The following is a 21,671-nucleotide window of genomic DNA, read 5'->3' as shown; positions in this document are numbered from 1 at the left end:
TAAATAGGCTTTAGAATACCTTTCCGTAATTCAGCTTGAAACCAATTTACTATCTAATTCAAGCTTCTGTATGGAAGAAATTACTCAAGACCCTCGTTATTCAATACCACTTGAAATCCTTTATCAAGATGAAGTGATGGTGGCCATTAATAAGCCTAATGGTTTACTGGTACATCGGTCACCCATTGCTACCAATACCAACATTTATGCTGTGCAGGAGCTTCGAAACCAGATTGGACAAAAGGTTTCTCCTGCTCATAGACTCGATAGAAAAACGTCAGGTATTCTTCTATTTGGGCTGAACCTTGAGAGCCTCTCCCACTTACAATCTCAGTTTGAAAACAGAACGGTTCACAAAACATACTACGCCATTGTTCGGGGTTATACCGAAGATGAAGGGCTTATTGATTACCCACTGACCAACGATAAAGGCAAAACGCAAGAGGCCATTACGCGCTACAAAACCCTAGAGCACACGGAGATACCAGTACCTTTTGGAAAGCATGCCACCTCACGTTATTCTTTGGTAGAGGTATATCCAGAAACAGGCCGAATGCACCAAATCAGAAAGCATTTTGCGCACATCCTTCACCCAATTATTGGCGACCGCCCTCACGGCTGCAACAAGCAAAACAAGCTTTTCCTAGAAAAATGGGGATTAACCGAAATGCTGCTTCATGCTATTGAAATAGAGTTTGAACACCCAGTTTCTGGCGAAAAAATTAAACTCAAAGCCGATTATCAAAGTGAGTTTAAAAGGATGTTGGGGATTTTAGGGTTTTATGCTTAAGCCGGTTTTCTCTATCCTACTATTTGAGTAGGTTATTATCAAAGTTTTGGGCAATTTTCTGGTATAGTAGAGTGTTTTCCATTAAAAACAAACAGTATTGGATAAGTTAAACCAAAGAGCGATAAAGGATGTTTTAGAGACTGAGCCAAAAATCAGAGCGGAAGTTTTATTCAAGTTTTTGGTTGAAGGAAAGAGCCATAGGAAAATAGAAAAAGAGAAGTCTGAATTAGTAACAAATGACGGTTGGAGTTCTTGGAAAATCATTTACTTTTTTGGCTTCAGTAATAACGACAAAGGACAGTTTTCAAGTTTAGATTTTAAAAGTCTTTATACTCAGATTGAAGGAGCTCAACTAGCAGATTTAGTTGAATATCATACTGAAAACAAAACCGAAATAAAATATAATTATAATAACTCAGGTAAAGATATTCTCAGGAATATAAAGGTACGAGTCGGCCAGTCTAAATTAAAAAAGAGGTTGCTTAATAATTATCAGAGTCAATGCGCTCTATGCTCAATCACTTCACCGGACTTACTAATTGCCAGCCACATTAAACCTTGGTCTGAATCAAACGATGCAGAAAAGGTGAATCCAGAAAATTCAATTTTACTTTGTAGTCTTCATGATGGGCTTTTTGATAAAGGCTACATATCGATAAGCGATGATTACAAGGTTATTTTCCGAGACAAAGCCAATTTGGAAAAGCAAAACATTAAAACTGATTTAATATTTAGACAGCCAAATAAGGAAGCTCCAAAAACCGATTATTTAAATTACCATCAAACAAAACATAAACTGAAATAATGAAGAATACTGCTCTATGAATCATAAAAAACGCATACGAAGCTCATTGTTCATTTGTATACTACTGTTAGTATTAATCTTCAATACTTATTATTTACAGCAGATTCATGAATTAGCATCCCCCATTCTTTTGTTAACGGGCCTAATACTTTTGGTACTTATATTGATCAAGTTTATTTCAACTTCTATTACAGCATTCAGGAACAGAAAAGCGCTTGATCGTGACCTGATGTTACCAAGCATTATATATTTCTTCACGCTTTCCTTAGTTGCTGTTAATCCAGTTTTTCTGAATGCCGAATTCTTTCAGAGTAAAGTCAAGTACCGTGGTTGTTATGAAGGCACTATGAACACTGGAATTATCTTGTTTCGTGAATCAGGTAAATTCGAATATCGACATACAGGTTTTTTCGGTATTACATCATTCTATAATGGTACCTGGGCACAGAGCGGAGACACTTTAACTATCGATTATAGAAGTGAAGTACCTGAGTTTGTAGGAGAAAAGATGCTTCTAACTGAAGACTGGTTTGTTAAAATGGCCCCCGATAATCCTTCCGATATCGACAGATTGTTTTTTTATCGCGGATTCTGTAGAGGAGCTAACTAACCTCATTCGCAGGATCTCCGATTTATCTGTCCTTTGGCAGGACCTGTGACAACCTATTAATCAAGGACTCTGTCAGCCAAAATGGTTAAAACTATTGTACAAATAAATTTACACAACTAACCCACGGTTTAAACCTTGGGCTATAAAACCACTTCTTTGCGTTGCTCCGTGCTCTTTGCGGTTAAAAGAATATGTTACACAAATCAATGCCCACTGTGTTACTGAAAAACCCCGAACTTCTCGGGGCCTACAGGGGTGACTGAGAAGCAAGCTATTCAAACTCTCCTTATCCTGAACACAGCGAAAGAACTAACTCTATACAACTAGCCAAAGTAAAGCCTTCTCACTTTTTCAAAGCAGGGCGCATAAAAATATTAAGTCCTTTAGGTCTTTCACACTTCAAGGGAATGTGATTTCTTGATATTAGATTAATAATTACATTATTTATTATACAAATTAAATGCATGAGTATTTTACAATTTGATTTATTACATACTCATTGTATAACAATATATGATATAGAAAATAATTTAATCAACACAAAATAGGTAGACACACTATACCTCTTTTGTAGGATTAAATGATACAGATATTAACCCACTTTTGAAGTATAGTACACTAGATCGATCACGCACTATTAATAATCAAGAGTATTAATTCAATTAAGTATAAACTAAAATCAAAAAAAATGAAAGTTACAATCAATAAAATCTCAGGAAATGTCAGTGGCGGCTTTGTTTGTCTCACAAATCAGAATGACATTAAGTATGTTGACAATTTCAGCACAGGTTACATTAAGGATTTACCAACAGCCCCGTTTAAAAATGTACAAGGAATAGCTGGAAACACACAAAATGGCCCACTTATTTATAGTGACAAGAGTGTAGCCTACCTCGATGACTTTAGTAAGCCAAAATGGCTAACAATTTCAAAAGAAGCACCATTTACCATTCAGGGTATAGCTGGAGATAACGCTCATGGAGCCATAGTGTATAATGGCCGAACAGTAGCTTATTTGAATAATTATAGCTCACCAGAGTGGGTTACTATTTCTAAAGAAGCGCCATTCGACATTGAGGGTATTGCAGGAAATAACGCAAATGGCCCTGTTATCTACAATGGCGACCAAGTGGCTTATTTAAATAACTACGATGCTCCAGAATGGACGGTGATTAAAAATAATTGTCCTTACAGCATTCAAGGAATGGCGGGGGATAATAGTAACGGCTGTCTTGTTTTTAATAAAATTCAATTTTCTTACTTACAGAATTACGCCAACCCAACTTGGTATGACAAACAAAGTACTCCAAACAACATAACATCAATAGCAGGTAATATTCAAACTGGGGCTATTGCATTGTTGTCAAACAACGATGTCTATATTATGGATAATTACAATAATAATAATTGGGTAAAGCTAGATTTGTTTGTGCCTAATTCTTAGTTATTGATAACTCAGTTTCAATCATTAAATTAATTTCCTGGAGGCTGTACATGAGACTGCCTTCAGGAATTAATCCGTTTTTATGCCTTAGTTCCCTAAGAAAATAGGCTATTACGAATTTGCATCCCTGCAGGATTTCATGCCTTTATGAGTTAAAACTACAACATTAACAAACCCTGTTCTCTTAACGTGTTGATAGGTTTTGAAATCCAAAAGAGTTCAAAATCTTCGAAATGAGTTTCGTAATCGGCTTTGATTTGAGCGTAAGTAAGCAGAGGTTCTACCCCAATTTTCAGCTGCTCTAGGATGTGAATAAGCCATTCTGCCTTTTCACCCTCTGTGGTGATATCGAAACTTTCGCGTTTGGTGTAAAAAGTCAGTTGTGCCCTTTCTCGAGTTACTCCTTTTTTCGTTTTGGCCTGAAAAGAAACCAAAGGCGTTCCGCCTAACCATACAATTTTGGCTGTTGGACGGGTCACTATCATGGGTTCGTTTTCCAAACTATTGATGATGAAGTCCCGTTTGATTTTCGTTTTTGGAATTTTAAATTCAAACCACTCTTGTAGCGGCATATCGAAACCAATGCCATGCATAAAGTTAAACAGCGACTTCTTTAAGCCAAAGCTAAATTGCTCATGGTCTATTCCTGTTTTATCCACGAACATCACATCATTATTCGCAAAAGAAATCGATTTATAGTTGGGTGTAATTCCATACTCCGAAGGATTAAGCCCAACAGGACTATGGGCAGTCAGCGCAAACTGATGCCAAAAACCCGACTGAATAATCCCTAATTCAAACATCTGACGCACCATTTCAAGACTATCGATGGTTTCTTGCACAGTTTGACTTGGGTAACCATACATTAAATAGGAATGCACCATAATGCCTGATTCTGTGAAATTTCGGGTAACGGCCGCTACTTGTTCCACCGTAACCCCTTTATCAATCAGCGCTAAAAGTCGGTCGGAAGCGACTTCTAAACCACCAGAAACAGCAATGCACCCCGAAGCTTTGAGCAAAGCGCAAAGATCGGCTGTAAAGCTCTTTTCGAAGCGGATGTTCGTCCACCAAGTAATGGTAAGCTTACGTCTTATGATTTCAATGGCCATTTCGCGCATTAGCGCAGGTGGTGCTGCTTCATCTACAAAATGAAATCCCCTCTCTCCTGTTTGCGCTATCAATTCTTCTACCCTGTTCACCAAAAGCTTAGCGGTAAGTGGTTCATAACGCTTTATATAATCGAGGGAGATATCGCAGAAAGTGCATTTCCCCCAATAGCAACCATGCGCCATGGTGAGCTTATTCCATCTACCATCGCTCCACAAGCTGTGCATTGGGTTGGCAATTTCAATTACCGAAATGTACTGATCGAGCAAAAGGTCTGAATAATCTGGCGTACCCAATTGACTCTGCGGAAAATCATTTTGAAGTGAGTTGTTAACATAAACTACTTCTCCATTTTCCTTCAGAAAAGTTCTTTTAAAGATATTTAAATCAGGATTTTCAGGCTTCGGATTTAATACATTCGATGCCAAAAGTAAAATTGGTAGTTCGCCATCGTCTAGCGTAATGTAATCGAAGAAGTCAAAAACGCGCACATCCTTCACCGTTCTTAATTCGGTATTGGGAAAACCACCACCCATCGACACTTTAATGCCTGAATAATTGGCTTTGATGAACTGCGCACAGCGGAAAGCACTGTACAGGTTACCAGGAAAAGGAACAGATATACAAACCAATTTAGGTTGATGTTTCTTCAGTCTTTCTTCGAGAATTCTGATCGTGATTTCATCGATATAAGTGAGCGGAGCCTGCAATTGCGCATAAAGTTCATCAAAGGCATTCGCGCTTTGCCCCAGCCTTTCCGCATATCGACTGAACCCAAAATTTTCATCAATACATTCGATAATGAAGTCAGATAAATCTTCGAGGTACAAGGTTGCTAAATGCTTGGCGCGGTCCTGCATCCCCATGGCGCCAAAGGCCCAATCCAGATCGTCTACTTGCTCGAACCTAGCCGCTTCTGGCAAAAAGGATTCAGAGCAAATCTGACGAGCAAAAGTTTGATTCTTCCCTTGCAGAAAGGATATTACACCTTCTATTGTATTCAGGTACTCTTCACGTAAAGCGTAAATTCGTTCCGAGTTTTCAGTATTGATTCGGTCGTTCTCTTCCGCAAAAGAGAATAAATATTGAAGGCTTTCTTCTGAGAATAACTCCAAAATCACTTCAATTCCTAAGTCCATTTGAAAAGAAGAAATCGACTTGGTGTTTAGAAAACCCTTGAGGTAAGCCGTTGCCGGATAAGGCGTATTCAGCTGGGTAAATGGAGGCGTAAGAAGTAGAAGATCTTTCAAGCAATTGACTTAATGCATGCCATCAACCTGAAAGCATTGTGCAAAACTCGATAAAAATATTGAGACTAGAAGCGCTTTATAGTACAGAAAGCATGAGGCCTTGGTTAAAATGCATAGTTTTGCAGCCAGTTGGAAAACAGTTTTTCGACCTAAACAATTGATCTATTTTTTCGCTTTAGGTGGCTATGGTTGAAGAACAGCTTATTTCATTTCTAACTTTTCCAGACAGTAATTCATGAACAACGAACTTTCTCTCGTTACGGGAGCCAACGGTCATTTAGGATATAACTTAACCCGTCTTCTACTTTCGAAAGGGCATACCGTTCGGGCTACGCTGAGAAACCTAAAAAAAGCAGAAGCATTAAATCAACTGGGCTGCGAAGTGCAGCATGCGGATTTAATGGATAAAGCCTCATTAGTGAAAGCGTTTGAAGGCGTCACTCATCTTTATGCGGTAGGTGCCACTTTCGAAATGTGGTCGAAAAGCCCGCAAAAGGAAGTGTATGAAAACAACGTCACCGGTACTAGAAACCTATTTGAAGCAGCCGCTGAAGCAGGTATAAAGAATATTCTATACATCAGTTCAATTGCGGCATTGAACCATTCCATTCTTCCGGCACAAGAGAAAAACGGCTACAATGACGACCGCAATAGTTGGTACTACAAATCAAAAAACGACTCTGACCAACTGGCGCTTTCATTGGGAAAAGAATTTGGAATTAGAACGGTGTTGGTGCTTCCTTCTGCCATGATTGGTAGTGTGGCGCATCGACTGAATTACAGCAACCGCTTGGTCTGGCAAATTCTTCAAGGGGAAGTTCCGGTAGAAACCAATATTTCGCTCAATTGGATTGATGTGAAAGATGTAGCGCTCGGCAGCTACAATGCCATGCAAAAAGGCAGAGATGGCGAGCGTTATACGCTGGCCAATGAGAAGCATACTACCGTGAAGGAATCGGTGCAAATAGCAGCAAATCTATACCCCGAACTGAAACTCAGAACCCCCATAAAAGTACCGAAGTCCTTATTATACATGGTGGCAGGCGGAATGGAATTAGTCAGTAAAATCACTGGAAAAGAACCCTTGTTGCAACGTCACTACTTAGATATGTTCTACGGCTTAAAATTGGATTACGATGTTAGCAAAGCCAGAAATGAATTGGGCTTTGAGCCTACTCCAGCCAAAGAAGCTTTGGAAAATGCCTTTAGGTATTTGAAAGAGGAATGGGACGGTAGGTAGTTATTGGTTAAGAGTTAATGGGGATTTAGTCTATAGACCATGGACTACCGTAATTAAAATCACAAAAATAAAGCGAGAACCTATTGTATAATCAAAACTCTATCGTAATATTGCAATGAATAAATAATTAAGCATGGGCGTTACTAAGTCTGAAATATTTACGGAAGAGCAAAACAAGATTTCCATGATTGCGAAAGCCTTTGGTCATCCAGCCAGAGTCGCTATTCTTCAACACCTTTTTAAAATGAACACTTGCGTTTGTGGTGATTTGGTAGAAGAAATTGGTTTGGCACAACCTACCATTTCCCAACATTTGAAAGAGCTCAAAAATTTGGGTTTGATCAAAGGAAATGTAGAAGGAACTAGCGTTTGCTATTGTATCGATCAGGAAACTTGGGCAAACATGCAAGAGTTATTCAGTCAGTTTTTGAATCCAAACTTCAGTACTCCAGATGGGTGTTGTTAAAAAAATATCTTTTATTAATCGTAACATTGCAATAATAAAATTATGAAAATCTCAGAAATCAAAAATCATCTTAGCGGATTAAATCAAATCGCTTTTGAATTGCCTGAGGGCAGCTTAGTTCCGAGTCACTTTCACGTAACAGAAGTCGGACAAGTCCACAAACACTTTATCGATTGCGGTGGCATCGTAAGGACCGAAGTTGTAGCCAATTTTCAGCTTTGGGAAGCCAATGATTATGACCACAGACTTCATCCTGAAAAACTAGTTCACATTATTGAGCTATCGGAGAGAATTCTTGGTTTGAAGGATTTAGAAATTGAAGTAGAGTACCAAGGATCAACGATTGGCAAATATGGCTTAGACTTTAATGGTACTAACTTCCTTTTAACCTCAAAGCAAACTGCATGCTTGGCTATGGACAAATGTGGTATTCCTGCTGAAAAGCCAAAAGTCAAACTAAACGAAGTTCAAACTGCAGGAGCTTGCACGCCAGGCGGAGGATGCTGCTAAACCACAAATCAACCTAATCATGACAATGAATCTCATCACACAACTTCTACCGAATATTGAAGAATTCGTTTCTTCAATTTCGGTAGAATCCATTTCGAAGGAGCGCAAAGCTGTACTTCAGCCCCTGATTAACTACATTCAAAGTAAGCAAGACCAAGATGAAGTAACACAACTCAACTTCATTTGCACCCACAACTCACGCAGAAGTCAACTCACGCAAGCTTGGGCGAAGGTTCTGGCGGTTCACTTTGGAATTCAAATCGAAAGTTTCTCTGGTGGTGTAGAGGTAACTGCCTTTAATCAAAGTGCTATTAATGCACTAATCAATAATGGTTTTAAAGCCGAACTGGAAGGAGAAACCAACCCTAAAGTGAGTCTTACTTTCTCGGAAAACCATGCGCCATTAGTAATGTTCTCTAAAAGATTTGATGATGCTATTAATCCAGTTGAAGACTTCGCAGCGATTATGACTTGCTCAGATGCCGATACCAATTGCCCGTTTATTGCTGGAGCAGAAAGGCGCATTCCGGTGAAGTATGACGACCCAAAATTATTTGATGGCACTTCGGAAGAAGCCTCCAAATACGCACAACGCAGTCTTCAAATCGCTACTGAGATGTTCTATGTTTTCTCGCAAATCAAAAAATCATGAGTCAACCAAAAAAACTAGGCTTTCTGGATAGTTACCTTACGCTTTGGATTTTCATTGCGATGGGAATAGGCGTAGCACTGGGTTATTTCGTTCCTTCAATTCCCGAAGTTATCAATTCTTACAGCAGCGGGTCAACCAATATCCCAATTGCTATTGGACTGATTTTGATGATGTATCCGCCATTGGCGAAGGTGAATTACGGATTACTACCCAAGGTTTTTAAGAATGTAAAAATTCTTTCTATTTCCTTGATTTTGAACTGGATTATCGGGCCAGTCTTGATGTTCATTTTGGCCATTACCTTCCTTCAGGATTACCCTGAATACATGGTTGGTTTGATTTTGATTGGCTTGGCCAGATGTATTGCTATGGTATTGGTTTGGAACGATTTGGCCGAAGGAAGCAGCGAATATGGTGCTGGCTTGGTGGCTTTGAATAGTATCTTTCAAGTGTTTGGTTATAGCTTTTACGCATGGCTATTCATTACTGTACTTCCACCCTATTTCGGTTTTGAAGGCGCCATTGTGGATATTTCTATAGTTACCATTGCAGAAAGTGTTGCCATTTATTTGGGTATTCCCTTTTTAGCTGGAATGCTAAGCCGATTTATCTTGGTGAAGCTAAAAGGTGAGCATTGGTACACTACCAAGTTCATCCCAACCATTTCACCCATGACCTTAATCGCCTTGCTTTTCACCATTATGGTGATGTTCTCACTCAAAGGTGAATTGATTGTTGAGATTCCGATGGATGTTTTGGTGATTGCCGTTCCGTTACTAATCTACTTCGCACTTATGTTCATTATAGGCTTCTTTTTCAGTAAGGCTATGGGGGCAGAATATGATAAAAATGCGGCCATTTCATTTACGGCAGCTGGAAACAATTTCGAGTTGGCCATTGCAGTAGCTATTGCCGTCTTCGGACTTAATTCAGGACAAGCATTTGCGGGTGTTGTGGGGCCATTGGTAGAAGTACCTGCACTGATACTATTGGTTCGCGTAGCCTTTTGGTTAAAAAAGAAATACTACCCTGTTCAAGTTAAATAGCACAAAAAAAGAGAGCCCCGTTTGGGCTCTCTTAAATTAAGGTTTGTAAAAACGTCCTCTCCCACTACAAATAAGCATTTACCACTCACCTCAAATTATTTTTCTACGCTCACTACGTAATTACCCGAAGTACCCGCTGCAACCCCTCCACCTGTATGGGTGAAGCTAAACTTAAAACTCCCTGGCCCAAGTTCAAGAATATTCACTTCTTCGCCAGTGTCTAGGGTTATACTTCCTGCATTTTGATTGGCCCAAGTCCATGTTCCCGTAGCCCTAAAAAGGTCGCCACCATTGGTAGTAGCATATGTACCATCGGTAAAGGACAGGGCAAATCCCGGGTAATTCTGACTGACATCTTGGTTGTCTAACATTATCCCTCCATTTGTTCCGAAGGTCCAATCGCCTGCCAAAAGCTCAAAAGCTTCTTCTTGGGCTGTTGGCCCCGCAGGGTCATCGGACTTACAGCCGATGACCAATGCTACAAACATTATCAATACTCCGATTTTTAATTTATTGCTATTCATCTCTCTTATCTTTTGATCATTACTTTTTTCCTTACTACCGAAATTCCATCCGTAAACTGAACTATGTAAAGGCCATTGGTATAGTCCGAAACATTCAGTCTTAGGGATTTTTCGGTAACCTTAATCTTAGTGAAAACTGAAGTACCAGAAGCATTTATGATACTGATATCTAGCGCTCTACTTCCCAGTTCTGAAAGGTCGATATTCAGAATATCCTGTGCTGGATTTGGGAAAAGGTTGATTTCTTCGGCATCAATAAATCCATCATCTACGCCAGTAATAATCGCACCTTCCCCACTTACAGTCATTGAAACCGTTCCTGCATTGGTTATAAATGAGATAGTTCCAGTATAGACTTTTGCTTCTGTTGGCATAAAGCCAAGTGTCACCACTTTACTTTCTCCAGGGTTGATAAATAAACCTGTTACCAAGCCCACAAACCCATTAGGATAAAGTACACTGTTCACCATTAGGAGCGCATCACCGTCATTATGGATTGTTATGTCAAAATTAGAAGTAAGGCCAAGCGCAGTGGCTGGAATTTCATAATCTGATTCAATACGAACTTCTGGTTCTTCAATATTGGTGATAGAAATCGTGAATTGTTTCTCATAAGTCCCTCCTCTTCCATCGTCTGTTTTAATACGAATACTATAGCTCGTCTTTATTTCGAAGTCAAAAATCTCAGCTGCCTGAAGTTTATTTCCAACAACAGTAAAGCTAGCATTATCTGTTCCTCCAGTTCCTGACACTAGACTATAAGTATGTGTGTCGGTCGCATCTGCATCGGTGGTTGAAAGGTTACCGATCAATTGGCCGATGCTGTTATTCTCGCTAACCGAAGTGTTACTTAACATCAAATTGTTTGGTGCTAAATTAAATACTAGGCTTAAGCTATTTGAGGCCGTGTTATAATTACCAACCACATCAATTGCCACACCTTCCTCAATATTTACGGTTGCAGAGCTGTTTGTCGAAGTAACCGAGAACGTATAAGTATCTGCGTCAACAACCACGAAACTAGAAGCTGTTCCTCCCACCACAATAATGTCATCCAAACTAAATCCGATTACCCCTTCGCTAAACTGAGCGGTGATTGAATATAAACCTGCAACTGGATTTGAACTCCCTGCCGTTAGGCTTACACTTGGTTTAGTTTGGTCGTTTATAATACTGAATTGAGTAGCGGCCGTGTTTGTATTCGAAGCGGCATCTTGTGCAACTCCTGCAGCAACATTCAACGTTACAGCACCATCAGCTGAAGGTGTAATTGTAGCAGTATAAGTAGTTCCTGAACCAGTGAAATTAGAAGCTATTCCATTATCCACGGTCAAATCCCCATTCACGAAGCCAGTAACCGACTCACTAAAAGTAATAGTCACATTAAAGGCTCCGCTTGTTGGACTGGTTGAAGTACTTGTTATCGTTACCGATGGCTTTGTTTCATCATTTGTAATGCTGAATTGAGTAGCTGCGGTATTGGTATTCGAAGCGGCATCTTGTGCTACGCCTGCAGCAACATTCACAGTTACAGCACCATCAGCTGAAGGTGTAATTGTAGCAGTATAAGTAGTTCCTGTTCCAGTGAAATTAGAAGCTATTCCATTATCCACGGTCAAATCCCCAATCACGAAGCCAGTAACCGACTCACTAAAAGTAATAGTCACATTAAAGGCTCCGCTTGTTGGACTGGTTGAAGTACTTGTTATCGTTACCGATGGCTTTGTTTCATCATTTGTAATGCTGAACTGTGTTGCTGCGGTATTGGTATTCGAAGCAGCATCTTGTGCAACTCCTGCTGCAACATCTACTGTTACTACTCCATCAGCAGATGGTGTAATTGTAGCAGTATAAGTAGTTCCAGAGCCAGCAAAATTAGAAGCTGTTCCGTTGGCTACCGTCAAGTCGCCAATTACAAAACCTGTTACTGACTCACTAAAAGTTACTGTGATGTCAAAAGCACCTGAGTGAGGACTAGTTGAAGCACTTGTAATTGTTACTGTTGGCTTCGTTTCATCATTCGTGATGCTGAGCTGAGTAGCTGCGGTATTGGTATTCGAAGCAGCATCTTGCGCAACTCCTGCGGCAACATTCACAGTTACGAGTCCATCAGTTGAAGGTGTAATCGTTGCAGTATAAGTAGTTCCAGAACCAGCAAAATTAGAAGCTGTTCCGTTCGCTACTGTCAAGTCACCCACAACAAAACCTGTAACAGACTCACTGAAGGTTACAGTGATATCGAAAGCACCTGAGTGAGGACTAGTTGAAGCCGATGTAACCGTTACCGTTGGCTTTGTTTCATCATTCGTGATGCTGAACTGAGTAGCTGCGATATTCGTATTTGCAGCAGCATCTTGCGCAACTCCTGCGGCAACATTCACGGTTACGACTCCATCAGCAGATGGTGTAATCGTAGCGGTATAAGTAGTTCCTGAACCAGCAAAGTTAGAAGCTGTTCCATTGCCTACTGTCAAGTCACCCACAACAAAACCTGTAACAGATTCACTGAAAGTTACTGTGATGTCAAAAGCACCAGAATTTGGACTTGTTGATGCACTTGTTATCGTTACTGTTGGCTTCGTTTCATCATTCGTGATGCTGAACTGTGTTGCTGCGGTATTGGTATTCGAAGCAGCATCTTGCGCTACGCCTGCTGCAACATCTACTGTTACGAGTCCATCAGTTGAAGGTGTAATCGTAGCGGTGTAAGTAGTTCTTGAACCAGCAAAATTAGAAGCTGTTCCGTTGGCTACCGTCAAATCGCTTATCACAAAACCTGTAACAGACTCACTGAAGGTTACTGTGATGTCAAAAGCACCTGAGTGAGGGCTAGTTGAAGCCGATGTAACCGTTACTGTTGGTTTAATCTCATCAATATCTGTGACTGTGATAGTCACATTCTGGTTTACAGCATTTTTACCATCGCTCGCAATAACATTGATTACATAAGTATTATTGGCATCACCATCGGTTGGGTTCTCAAAATCTGGAGCAGATTTGAAGGTCACTACACCTGTGCTTCCAATAATGTTGAATAATGCTTCATCATTCGCATTACCTAAACTATAAGTAATGGTATTGGCATCTGTTGCCGTAACCGTATAAACAGTCCCAGTCCCATTTTCCTCAAAATTGGCCGTGGTCAAAGAAGTCAATACTGGATTTATGATATCATGGTATTCGTAAACGCCCAAGTCAATATTATCAGTGGCTGAGGGACCATCATAAAGGCGCGGATTGCCAGCAAAATCAACATCATTGGCAATGTCGCCACCAGCACTAGTATATAGGGCATTACTTCCCGCATCTACTGCAGGACTATTGTGCTTAAGGCTGTAATCTCCATTGGCATAGTCAGTAAAAATACTTGCATTCGTAACCCCTGTTGCATCGAGGTTTCCATAGTCAGTATCCGTCCGGCCTTTAATTAGACTATTTTGAGCTGTATAAATTCCGTGAACAACATCCCAAATAATACTATTATAAAGGGCTGAGATGGCATGGTTTGAATTATAGATTCCATCACCTCCGCCAGTATCTGTATTACCTACCACAGTAATATTTACAAATGTTGGGGTCGAACTGTCTACATTATAAATGGCACCACCATCGGCAGTCGCTTGATTTTGAATAAAGATGACATTGGTCAATATTGGTGATGAATTATCCTGATTGGCCATGGCGCCACCATCTTTCGCCTTATTGTTTCTAAAGATAGAATTGCGAACTTTTGGTGACGACTGGTAGCTGAACATACCTCCACCTGACTCCGTGTTATGATTGCCGTACAGTAAGAGATTTTCATATGTTGGAGATGATTTGGCGTTATAAATACCAGCACCTGAGCATTGATAAACCGGATTGCCATTTACTGTTATGTTGTTGTTATTTTCTCCATTAGCTCCCGTGATTGTAAAACCGTTTAATAAAGCTTTACCTACATCGCCACTACTGACGATTACTCTAATAGAGTTCTCGCTATTGTTAGCGAAATCACTTCCATCGTCATCGTTTACATCACCACTTAATATGGTACCTGTACTGCCTGTGCTTGGTAAAATTCTGCTGTCAGTAAGGTCATCGATACCATTATCTGGATCAAAACCTCCATAAATCTGAACGTTATTGACCATCAAGAAGGAGTTGTCACGGCCTTGGTCAGTACCAAACTTCACTCCATCTTCTGGGCTGTACAATGGTTTGTAAGTACCTTTAGCTACAAATATCTTTAAAGGTGTGGTTGCCCAGGCATTATCATAATTTTCTTTTGCCCAAACTAGTGCATCTGCAAGTTCGGTAACAGCATTTGCCCAAGAACCACCCCTGTTATTACCTCCACTTACATTTTTATTCACATACAAAATGTTGTTTGCATCAGGGGTTAATACACGCGACACATCCACTACATAAGACTGAATAGCGGTAGCACCATTTCCATCACTGGCAGAAAGTATAACATTATGCTTGCCAGCATGGCCTTCAGCCGAGCCAGAAAGAAGGTAATTGTTACTGATTTTTTTAATTCTATTCCTGCCGGTTGACGCATACATTACACCAGATGCATCCACGGCTATTCCTGTAGCATCAGCCACAAAAGCAACTGTTGTTACTTCACCATTTGGTGCTATCTTTCTGATTTTATTGTTACTCTTATCAGCCACATACACATTACCAGATGCATCCACGGTTATTCCAGAGGGGTAATTAAAACTGGCACTTAAGCCAGGGCCATCAGCACTACCTGAGACACCAGTACCAGCCAGTGTAGTCACAACACCATTAGAAGCAATTTTATGAACTAAATTATTATCTCTATCCGTCACATACAGATTACTCGCTGCATCAATGGCTATTCCAAACGGATTAGCCACACTAGCAAATGAACTCACATTGCCATTGGTATCAATTTTTCGAATCAGATTGTTATTACCATCAGTTACAAACAAGTTACCTGAGGCATCGACCGCCACACCATTAGGAGAATTGAAACGGGCATTACCGCTAGCGCCATTTGTGCTGCCCCAAGCTCCTGAGCCAGCGTAGGTAGTTACATCTCCACTAGGTGTTATTTTTCGTATTACATTGTTATCCCGATCGGCTACAAAGACATTACCTGTAGCATCTATAGCTAATCCTCTTGGGTGATTGAAACTAGCATTGAGACCATTGCCATTTGCGCTTCCGGTTACCCCTGAACCAGCTAAGGTAGTTACTACACCAATGGGGGTTATCTTTCGTATTTTATTGCTACCAAAGTCAGACACATACATATTACCCGAGGCATCTAAAACAATGTCATCAGGCATATAAAAGTTAGCGCCTAATCCTGTCCCATCAACACTGGCGTAATTATTAGTACCAGCCAAATTACTCACCTCGTTTTCAATAAGTTTCAATGTCAGCCAGTTTGGTTTTGTTGTTGCCGACACCGTTACCACATCATTGTCTAAATCACTAGTAGCTATTTTATAGCTATAAGTTTCATTGTCATTTACCGCAGTAACTGCTGTTGAGGTGATTGAAGGAGCTTCATTTACATTGGTGACAGTAATTGTCACGTCTTGGTTGACAGAGTTTCTACCATCACTAGCAATTACATTGATGATATAAGTATTGTTCGCGTCAGCATCTTTTGGGCTTTCAAAATTTGGAGAACTTTTGAAAGTAACTACTCCCGTTGCTCCAACGATATTGAATAGTGCTTCATCTTTTGCATTGCCTAAACTATAGGTAATTGTATTCGCATCAGTGGCAACTGCAGTATAAGCCGTACCTGTTCCGTTTTCTGCAAAGTTGGCTGTGGTAGCCGAAGTAAATACTGGATTAATTTCATCAATATCTGTAACAGTAATAGTTACATTTTGATTGACAGAGTTTCTGCCATCACTAGCAATCACATTGATCACATAGGCATTGTCAGTATTTCCATCTGCTGGGTTTTCATAGTCAGGAGCGTTCTTGAAGGTAACTACTCCTGTTGTCCCAACAATATTGAACAATGCTTCATCTTTTGCATTGCCTAAACTATATGTAACTGTATTCGCATCAGTGGCAACTACAGTATAAGCTGTGCCTGTTCCGTTTTCTGCAAAGTTGGCCGTGGTAACAGAAGTGAATACTGGGTTAATTTCATCAATATCTGTAACAGTAATAGTTACATTTTGATTGACAGAGTTTCTGCCATCACTAGCAATCACATTGATCACATAGGCATTGTCAGTATTTCCATCTGCTGGGTTTTCATAGTCAGGAGCGTTCTTGAAGGTAACTACTCCTGTTGTCCCAACAATATTGAACAATGCTTCATCTTTTGCATTGCCTAAACTATATGTAACAGTGTTGGCATCTGTAGCTACCACTGTATAAGCAGTACCTGTTCCGTTTTCTGCAAAGTTGGCTGTGGTAGCCGAAATAAATACTGGGTTAATTTCATCAATGTCTGTAACAGTAATAGTTACATTTTGATTGACAGAGTTTCTACCATCACTAGCAATCACATTGATCACATAGGCATTGTCAGTATTTCCATCTGCTGGGTTTTCATAGTCAGGAGCGTTCTTGAAGGTAACTACTCCTGTTGTCCCAACAATATTGAACAATGCTTCATCTTTTGCATTGCCTAAACTATATGTAACAGTGTTGGCATCTGTAGCTACAACTGTATAAGCAGTTCCTGTTCCGTTTTCTGCAAAGTTGGCCGTGGTAGCCGAAGTAAATACCGGATTAATTTCATCAATATCTGTAACGGTAATGGTTACATCCTGATTAACCGAATGGGTTCCGTCATTGGCAATAACATTGATCACATAAGCATTGTCGGTATTACCATCCGTTGGATTTTCAAAGTCCGGTGCATTTTTGAAGGTAACTACTCCCGTTGCTCCAACGATATTGAATAGTGCTTCATCTTTTGCATTGCCTAAACTATAAGTAACTGTATTGGCATCTGTAGCTACTGCGGTATAAGCAGTACCTGATCCATTTTCAGCGAAATTAGCTGTGGCAGCAGATGTGAAGACTGGATTAGTAAAGTCGGTGGTATGAGTTACCCCCCCAGTATAGGCTTGTACATATCCATTGTTGTTATTTCCGTTTCCAAGATCATCTATAATGTTGGTATTGCTTTTTAAGTCTAATCTTAAAGTACCATCTCCTGAAACTGAATTGACGATTACAATAACTGAAGTTCCTGATGAAGCACTTAGAGAGCTAACTATACCTTGCGCTGTTCCCGTTTTTGTTAACTGAAAATCATCGATACTTAAATTGTTAGCATTTTCATAAAAACTGACAGTATAGATGATAGATGTAGCACTGCCTGAAGGGGTGCCAGCTACCAAAATCTTCTTCACATCTGGAGGAGCCTGATCAGTTGGAGGAGCAAAGTTAAATGTATCCAAAATACCATTTGGGTTGCTCACCACCACGCTATCTACATTCGCAAAGCCTCCATCCAAAGCGCTAGGCGAAATTCTAGCACCATAAATGCTCGTTGCCGCTGAGGTGGTTGCTACAGACTTTGTGTTTCTATAACCTGAAATGCTAACCGTCTGATCATCAACCCCTACTGCATACAGACTCTGAAAATCAAACTCACTTCCGTCAGTCTTTTTGATTACTAGATACGCCTTATCAATACGGAGAGACCAATCTGGGTTAGTAAATGGAAAACCCTCACCGAATATGCTGGCATATATGGCAGCTGGAACCAAAGAAGAATTGTAATGACTAAATACAAAATCGGATCTTGTCAGCGATGCACCCAAGTTTTGACTATTTGACCATCCTTCACCAGTAAAATCAATCACTGTGACAGGCACTGGTACAGCATAGGGTGTAAAACTAGATATGTAGATATTCTCATCGACCTTTGGTGCACTATCATCCATTCCCGAATAGAAAAACGGAGTAGTTGATGCGTCTGAATTGCTAGTGCGCTTAATAATTAGAGAACCATCATTATCGGAATCAGAAAGGCTATTCGCAAGAGCGATTTGAGCTTCTGCCTTGCTAAAAATAAAAACTGACAGAAGGAGTACGAAAAACAGCTGAACTCCTCTGAGAGGAAATTTAAGGCTTAAGGATGGGTTACTTTCGGTATTCATAATCTAGTGGGTTGGTTCTAAATACGTTCTTTACTTGACCCAATTATCAGAAAGAGTCTATCGAATGTATTGCGAGATCATGGCTACATAAAAAATGATTGACCAAGCCACAGAGTTGGTGGGTGAAACTAGAAAAGTTGGGGATGAAAATTTTCGAGAATTAGGGAGCAGGAAGTCAGTTGATCAGGGAATCAGGACAACAGTATATCAGTGATCGGTGAATCAGAAATCAGGAGAACAGTTGATCAGGAAATCAGTGGCTAGAAAACAGGTATAGAAATGGAGGTAATCAACTGAATTTTCACCCTGGTAAATAGGCCAAGAGTGCATCCCTTCTTTCTTTCACAATTGGCAGTTCTTCATTATTGACTTTAATGCTATTGCCACCAATACTTTCAATCTTTTCTACATTTACCAAATACGACCGGTGGGTCTGAAAGAAGATATCAGCAGGTAATTTTGTCTCCATATTTTTAAGGGTTTCCTTGAGAACTTTCTTCTTCCCTTGGCTGTGGATTTCAATGTAATTCCCGTCTGATTTTATGTAGTCAATTTCGGAAAGAATAATTTTCACATACTGATATTCATCTTTGATAAAGAGTGCATCCTTAATGAGCAAGGATGGCTTTTCTTCCTCTTTTTCATCAAATGATTTACTCACAGAAAGTGTCGCTTCCTTTTGGGCTGGCGTTTTGTTTTCTTGGCTGAACCTTGCCAAGGCTGTTTCAATAGCAGCATACACGCTTTGCTGAGCCACAGGCTTTAATAAATACCCATAAGGCATGGTTGATGTAGCTTCTTCAATGGTCTTTTTATCGCCCAAAGAGGTTAAAAATACATAAGGAATATTGAGTTCTCTTTTCAACTCACCAGCCAGCCATATGCCCGTTTCTTCTCCTTTTAGATTAATATCTAACAATGCAATATCGGGCTTTAATGTTTTCGCTAGTTCTAGTCCTTTAGTAGCACGAATGGCTGTTCCTACACATTCATAGCCCATTTTCTCAATCATGCTGATGATGGACTGTGCGATGATTACTTCGTCTTCAACTACTAATACTCTTACCTTCTCCATTAAACTGCAAACTTGAGGTCAAAGGTAGTTCCATTACTATTGTCGAAGTTGTATTCTCCTTCCAACTGATCGCTCAACATTCGGGTGAGTTTCAAGCCTAAAGAAGATGACTGAGTCGCGTTCAATACTTCATCAGGAATTCCATGACCATTGTCTGAAACAGTCATACGGTATTCGCCTCCCTCTTTTTTTAACACCACTTTAAATACCCCGCCTCCCACTCGTTTTGCATAAGCATATTTGAAGGCATTGGTGCTCAACTCATTAATAATAAGCCCAAGCGGAACGGCTGTATCCACATCGAAGAATACATCTTTGGCTTCCACTTCTAACTCAATATTTTTAGCCATATCACCAAACGACAGCTTTATTTCTCCAATCAATTCTTTTAAATAATCATCGAAGGGAATATGCTTTAGATCATCATTCTCATAGAGCTTCTGATGAATAAGTGCCATTGAACGTACTCTGCCCTGCCCTTCTTCCAACAACCTTCTAACATCTTGATTTTCTGATTTATCTGATTGTAAATAGAGCAAACTTGCTATGATTTGAAGGTTGTTTTTTACCCTGTGATGAATCTCCTTCAACAGCGCTTCTCTCTCGGATAGAGATTTACTCAAAAGCTCATTTTTAGAAGTAATTTCCTTATTACTCTTTGTTTTGATTCGATAGATAAGGAAAGCAACAATACCTAACAAGGCAGCACCAGTTATGGCTCCATTTCTTAGTAAATGCTGTTGCTCTAACTCTAGTTGCTTTTCCGTTAGTTGTGCTGATTGAAGAGCGAGATCTTGATCCTTTTTTTCTGTTTCATACTTGGTTTGCATCTCACTTATGGCCCTAGTTGTTTCTTCGGTATATAGAGAATCATCCAAGTTTTTGTGTCGTCTAAGATAACTGTAAGCTTCTGCATATCTCCCTAAATGCTCAAGCGATAACGCAACATCATTAGCTCTAGCTGAAATATCACTTTTATAGCCAAGCTCCTCGAATAAGTCAAGTGCCTTAAGCGCAAGGTCTAAGGATTTTTCATATTTTTTTTCAACAAAGTTAATTGTGGACAAATTAGTATATGATCTTGCTATACCATCTTTATCGCCTATTTCACTTGCTATGGACAAACTCTTGTTTAAGTATACTAAGGCAGAATCATATGAAAAATGGGCATCTCTGGTGTAAAAGGTACCTACATTCATAAGAGTGGCCGCCATTACAATCTTATTACCCAACTGTTCGGCTATTCTATATGATTTTTTGGAATAGTACAAAGCAGAATCCGCATCATCTAATTTGGTAAATGCAGCGCCTAGGTTTTGATAGGATGTCATGATCCCATTGGTATCATCTGCTTGCAGTTTAAGTTTAAGCGACTTATGGTGGTACACAATGGCTTGATCGTATTGTTCCAGCCTATCGTAAACACTGGCCATATTGTTATACACGGTTTGCTCAGCTGCAGGATTAGGGTATCTTTTTAACATTTCCAGTCTGGCCAAAAATGACTCTAAGGCCATTTCATAATTACCGAGCAGTATATTCAAAGCACCTACACTTCCCAAGGATTGATTTGCCTGTATAGTATCTTGGGCGGCCAAAGCATCATCATAAGACTTCTGAAAGTAATATAAGGCCGAGTCTTTCACATTTTTCCTGAAATAAGAAACCCCTTTTGAATAGTAGGCTTTGTATTCCCCTACTACATAGTTGATTTTTTTCGAAAGCTTTATCTGTTTATCCGCAAAGTAAAGTGACGAATCCTGATTAACCCTATCGTATTTAATGGTCAATTCTCTGTAGATCTGCGCCTTTTCAATGTTATCCTGGTGATCTATTAACAATTGTTTAAGACTATCTACTTGGCTTTGCTGGGCATTTAGCGGTACAGAATAAACAAAGAGGAAAATCAAGAGGTTACGAAGAAGCATCCATTTCATGTTGCTCTAGTTATTTAGGTTGAAGCAATTTTGCACCAATACTGATCCTCTCACGAAAAGCAGTCAAAAGTAAGACTTGAATTAAGCACCTTTCGCACCTCTTTCCT

Annotated in this window: 14 protein-coding genes; 9 read left to right on the top strand and 5 right to left on the bottom strand. The window is 39.9% G+C overall.

The features are described from left to right. The first annotated feature begins 70 nt into the window (after window positions 1–70). The 4 genes from AAC026_RS09735 (at window position 71) to AAC026_RS09720 (ending at window position 3,649) form a co-directional block, all read left to right on the top strand. On the top strand, window positions 71–790 hold the full coding sequence (locus AAC026_RS09735) for a pseudouridine synthase (RefSeq protein ID WP_339697400.1): 720 nt from the start codon (window positions 71–73) through the stop codon (window positions 788–790). Window positions 791–887: 97 nt separating this feature from the next. Beyond that, window positions 888–1,595: an HNH endonuclease signature motif containing protein gene (locus AAC026_RS09730; protein WP_339605855.1), complete on the top strand. Its 708-nt coding sequence runs from the start codon at window positions 888–890 to the stop codon at window positions 1,593–1,595. A gap of 16 nt (window positions 1,596–1,611) precedes the next feature. After that, window positions 1,612–2,205 carry a hypothetical protein gene (locus tag AAC026_RS09725; protein ID WP_339697398.1) on the top strand — a complete coding sequence of 198 codons (594 nt, stop codon included), beginning with the start codon at window positions 1,612–1,614 and terminating at the stop codon, window positions 2,203–2,205. Window positions 2,206–2,893: 688 nt separating this feature from the next. Continuing rightward, on the top strand, window positions 2,894–3,649 hold the full coding sequence (locus tag AAC026_RS09720) for a hypothetical protein (protein ID WP_339697396.1): 756 nt from the start codon (window positions 2,894–2,896) through the stop codon (window positions 3,647–3,649). Window positions 3,650–3,807: 158 nt separating this feature from the next. Here the strand turns inward: AAC026_RS09720 and AAC026_RS09715 are convergent, their stop codons facing one another. Further along, window positions 3,808–6,009, bottom strand: a complete 2,202-nt coding sequence (locus AAC026_RS09715) for a B12-binding domain-containing radical SAM protein (RefSeq protein ID WP_339697394.1) — start codon at window positions 6,007–6,009, stop codon at window positions 3,808–3,810. A gap of 235 nt (window positions 6,010–6,244) precedes the next feature. Here AAC026_RS09715 and AAC026_RS09710 point away from each other — a divergent pair, with 235 nt between their 5' ends. From AAC026_RS09710 to arsB, 5 genes are all read left to right on the top strand, one after another. Next, window positions 6,245–7,249 (top strand): NAD-dependent epimerase/dehydratase family protein, encoded by a 1,005-nt coding sequence (locus AAC026_RS09710; RefSeq protein WP_339697392.1) that lies wholly within the window; start codon window positions 6,245–6,247, stop codon window positions 7,247–7,249. Between the two features lie 133 nt (window positions 7,250–7,382). Continuing rightward, window positions 7,383–7,715 (top strand): metalloregulator ArsR/SmtB family transcription factor, encoded by a 333-nt coding sequence (locus AAC026_RS09705; RefSeq protein WP_339697390.1) that lies wholly within the window; start codon window positions 7,383–7,385, stop codon window positions 7,713–7,715. Between the two features lie 42 nt (window positions 7,716–7,757). Then, complete coding sequence (locus AAC026_RS09700; RefSeq protein ID WP_339697388.1) at window positions 7,758–8,225, top strand: DUF6428 family protein; 468 nt, start codon at window positions 7,758–7,760, stop codon at window positions 8,223–8,225. A gap of 19 nt (window positions 8,226–8,244) precedes the next feature. Continuing rightward, window positions 8,245–8,877 carry a protein-tyrosine-phosphatase gene (locus tag AAC026_RS09695; protein WP_339697386.1) on the top strand — a complete coding sequence of 211 codons (633 nt, stop codon included), beginning with the start codon at window positions 8,245–8,247 and terminating at the stop codon, window positions 8,875–8,877. Next, window positions 8,874–9,923 carry an ACR3 family arsenite efflux transporter gene (gene arsB / locus AAC026_RS09690; protein WP_339697384.1) on the top strand — a complete coding sequence of 350 codons (1,050 nt, stop codon included), beginning with the start codon at window positions 8,874–8,876 and terminating at the stop codon, window positions 9,921–9,923. The genes AAC026_RS09695 and arsB overlap by 4 nt, the downstream gene beginning before the upstream one ends. Window positions 9,924–10,018: 95 nt before the next feature. Here the strand turns inward: arsB and AAC026_RS09685 are convergent, their stop codons facing one another. The 4 genes from AAC026_RS09685 to AAC026_RS09670 form a co-directional block, all read right to left on the bottom strand. Beyond that, complete coding sequence (locus AAC026_RS09685; protein WP_339697382.1) at window positions 10,019–10,447, bottom strand: hypothetical protein; 429 nt, start codon at window positions 10,445–10,447, stop codon at window positions 10,019–10,021. A gap of 5 nt (window positions 10,448–10,452) precedes the next feature. Further along, window positions 10,453–18,552, bottom strand: a complete 8,100-nt coding sequence (locus tag AAC026_RS09680; RefSeq protein ID WP_339697380.1) for an Ig-like domain-containing protein — start codon at window positions 18,550–18,552, stop codon at window positions 10,453–10,455. 301 nt (window positions 18,553–18,853) lie between these two features. Beyond that, window positions 18,854–19,627: a LytTR family transcriptional regulator DNA-binding domain-containing protein gene (locus AAC026_RS09675; protein ID WP_062593426.1), complete on the bottom strand. Its 774-nt coding sequence runs from the start codon at window positions 19,625–19,627 to the stop codon at window positions 18,854–18,856. Further along, window positions 19,627–21,564, bottom strand: a complete 1,938-nt coding sequence (locus AAC026_RS09670; protein WP_339697376.1) for a histidine kinase dimerization/phosphoacceptor domain -containing protein — start codon at window positions 21,562–21,564, stop codon at window positions 19,627–19,629. Before AAC026_RS09670 ends, AAC026_RS09675 begins: the two co-directional genes overlap by 1 nt. Window positions 21,565–21,671: the final 107 nt, after the last annotated feature.

The sequence above is a fragment of the uncultured Roseivirga sp. genome, from assembly GCF_963973945.1.
Lineage (GTDB): Bacteria > Bacteroidota > Bacteroidia > Cytophagales > Cyclobacteriaceae > Roseivirga.
Note: the sequence above shows the minus strand (reverse complement) of the source record. Positions and strands in the feature narration are given on the sequence as shown.

Excerpts from the sequence above, each read along its gene's own strand:
- AAC026_RS09735 (WP_339697400.1), top strand. The coding sequence starts at position 71 with ATGGAAGAAATTACTCAAGACCCTCGTTATTCAATACCACTTGAAATC.
- AAC026_RS09725 (WP_339697398.1), top strand. The coding sequence starts at position 1,612 with ATGAATCATAAAAAACGCATACGAAGCTCATTGTTCATTTGTATACTA.
- AAC026_RS09720 (WP_339697396.1), top strand. The coding sequence starts at position 2,894 with ATGAAAGTTACAATCAATAAAATCTCAGGAAATGTCAGTGGCGGCTTT.
- AAC026_RS09710 (WP_339697392.1), top strand. The coding sequence starts at position 6,245 with ATGAACAACGAACTTTCTCTCGTTACGGGAGCCAACGGTCATTTAGGA.
- AAC026_RS09705 (WP_339697390.1), top strand. The coding sequence starts at position 7,383 with ATGGGCGTTACTAAGTCTGAAATATTTACGGAAGAGCAAAACAAGATT.
- AAC026_RS09700 (WP_339697388.1), top strand. The coding sequence starts at position 7,758 with ATGAAAATCTCAGAAATCAAAAATCATCTTAGCGGATTAAATCAAATC.
- AAC026_RS09695 (WP_339697386.1), top strand. The coding sequence starts at position 8,245 with ATGACAATGAATCTCATCACACAACTTCTACCGAATATTGAAGAATTC.
- arsB (WP_339697384.1), top strand. The coding sequence starts at position 8,874 with ATGAGTCAACCAAAAAAACTAGGCTTTCTGGATAGTTACCTTACGCTT.
- AAC026_RS09685 (WP_339697382.1), bottom strand. The coding sequence starts at position 10,447 with ATGAATAGCAATAAATTAAAAATCGGAGTATTGATAATGTTTGTAGCA.
- AAC026_RS09680 (WP_339697380.1), bottom strand. The coding sequence starts at position 18,552 with ATGAATACCGAAAGTAACCCATCCTTAAGCCTTAAATTTCCTCTCAGA.
- AAC026_RS09675 (WP_062593426.1), bottom strand. The coding sequence starts at position 19,627 with ATGGAGAAGGTAAGAGTATTAGTAGTTGAAGACGAAGTAATCATCGCA.
- AAC026_RS09670 (WP_339697376.1), bottom strand. The coding sequence starts at position 21,564 with ATGAAATGGATGCTTCTTCGTAACCTCTTGATTTTCCTCTTTGTTTAT.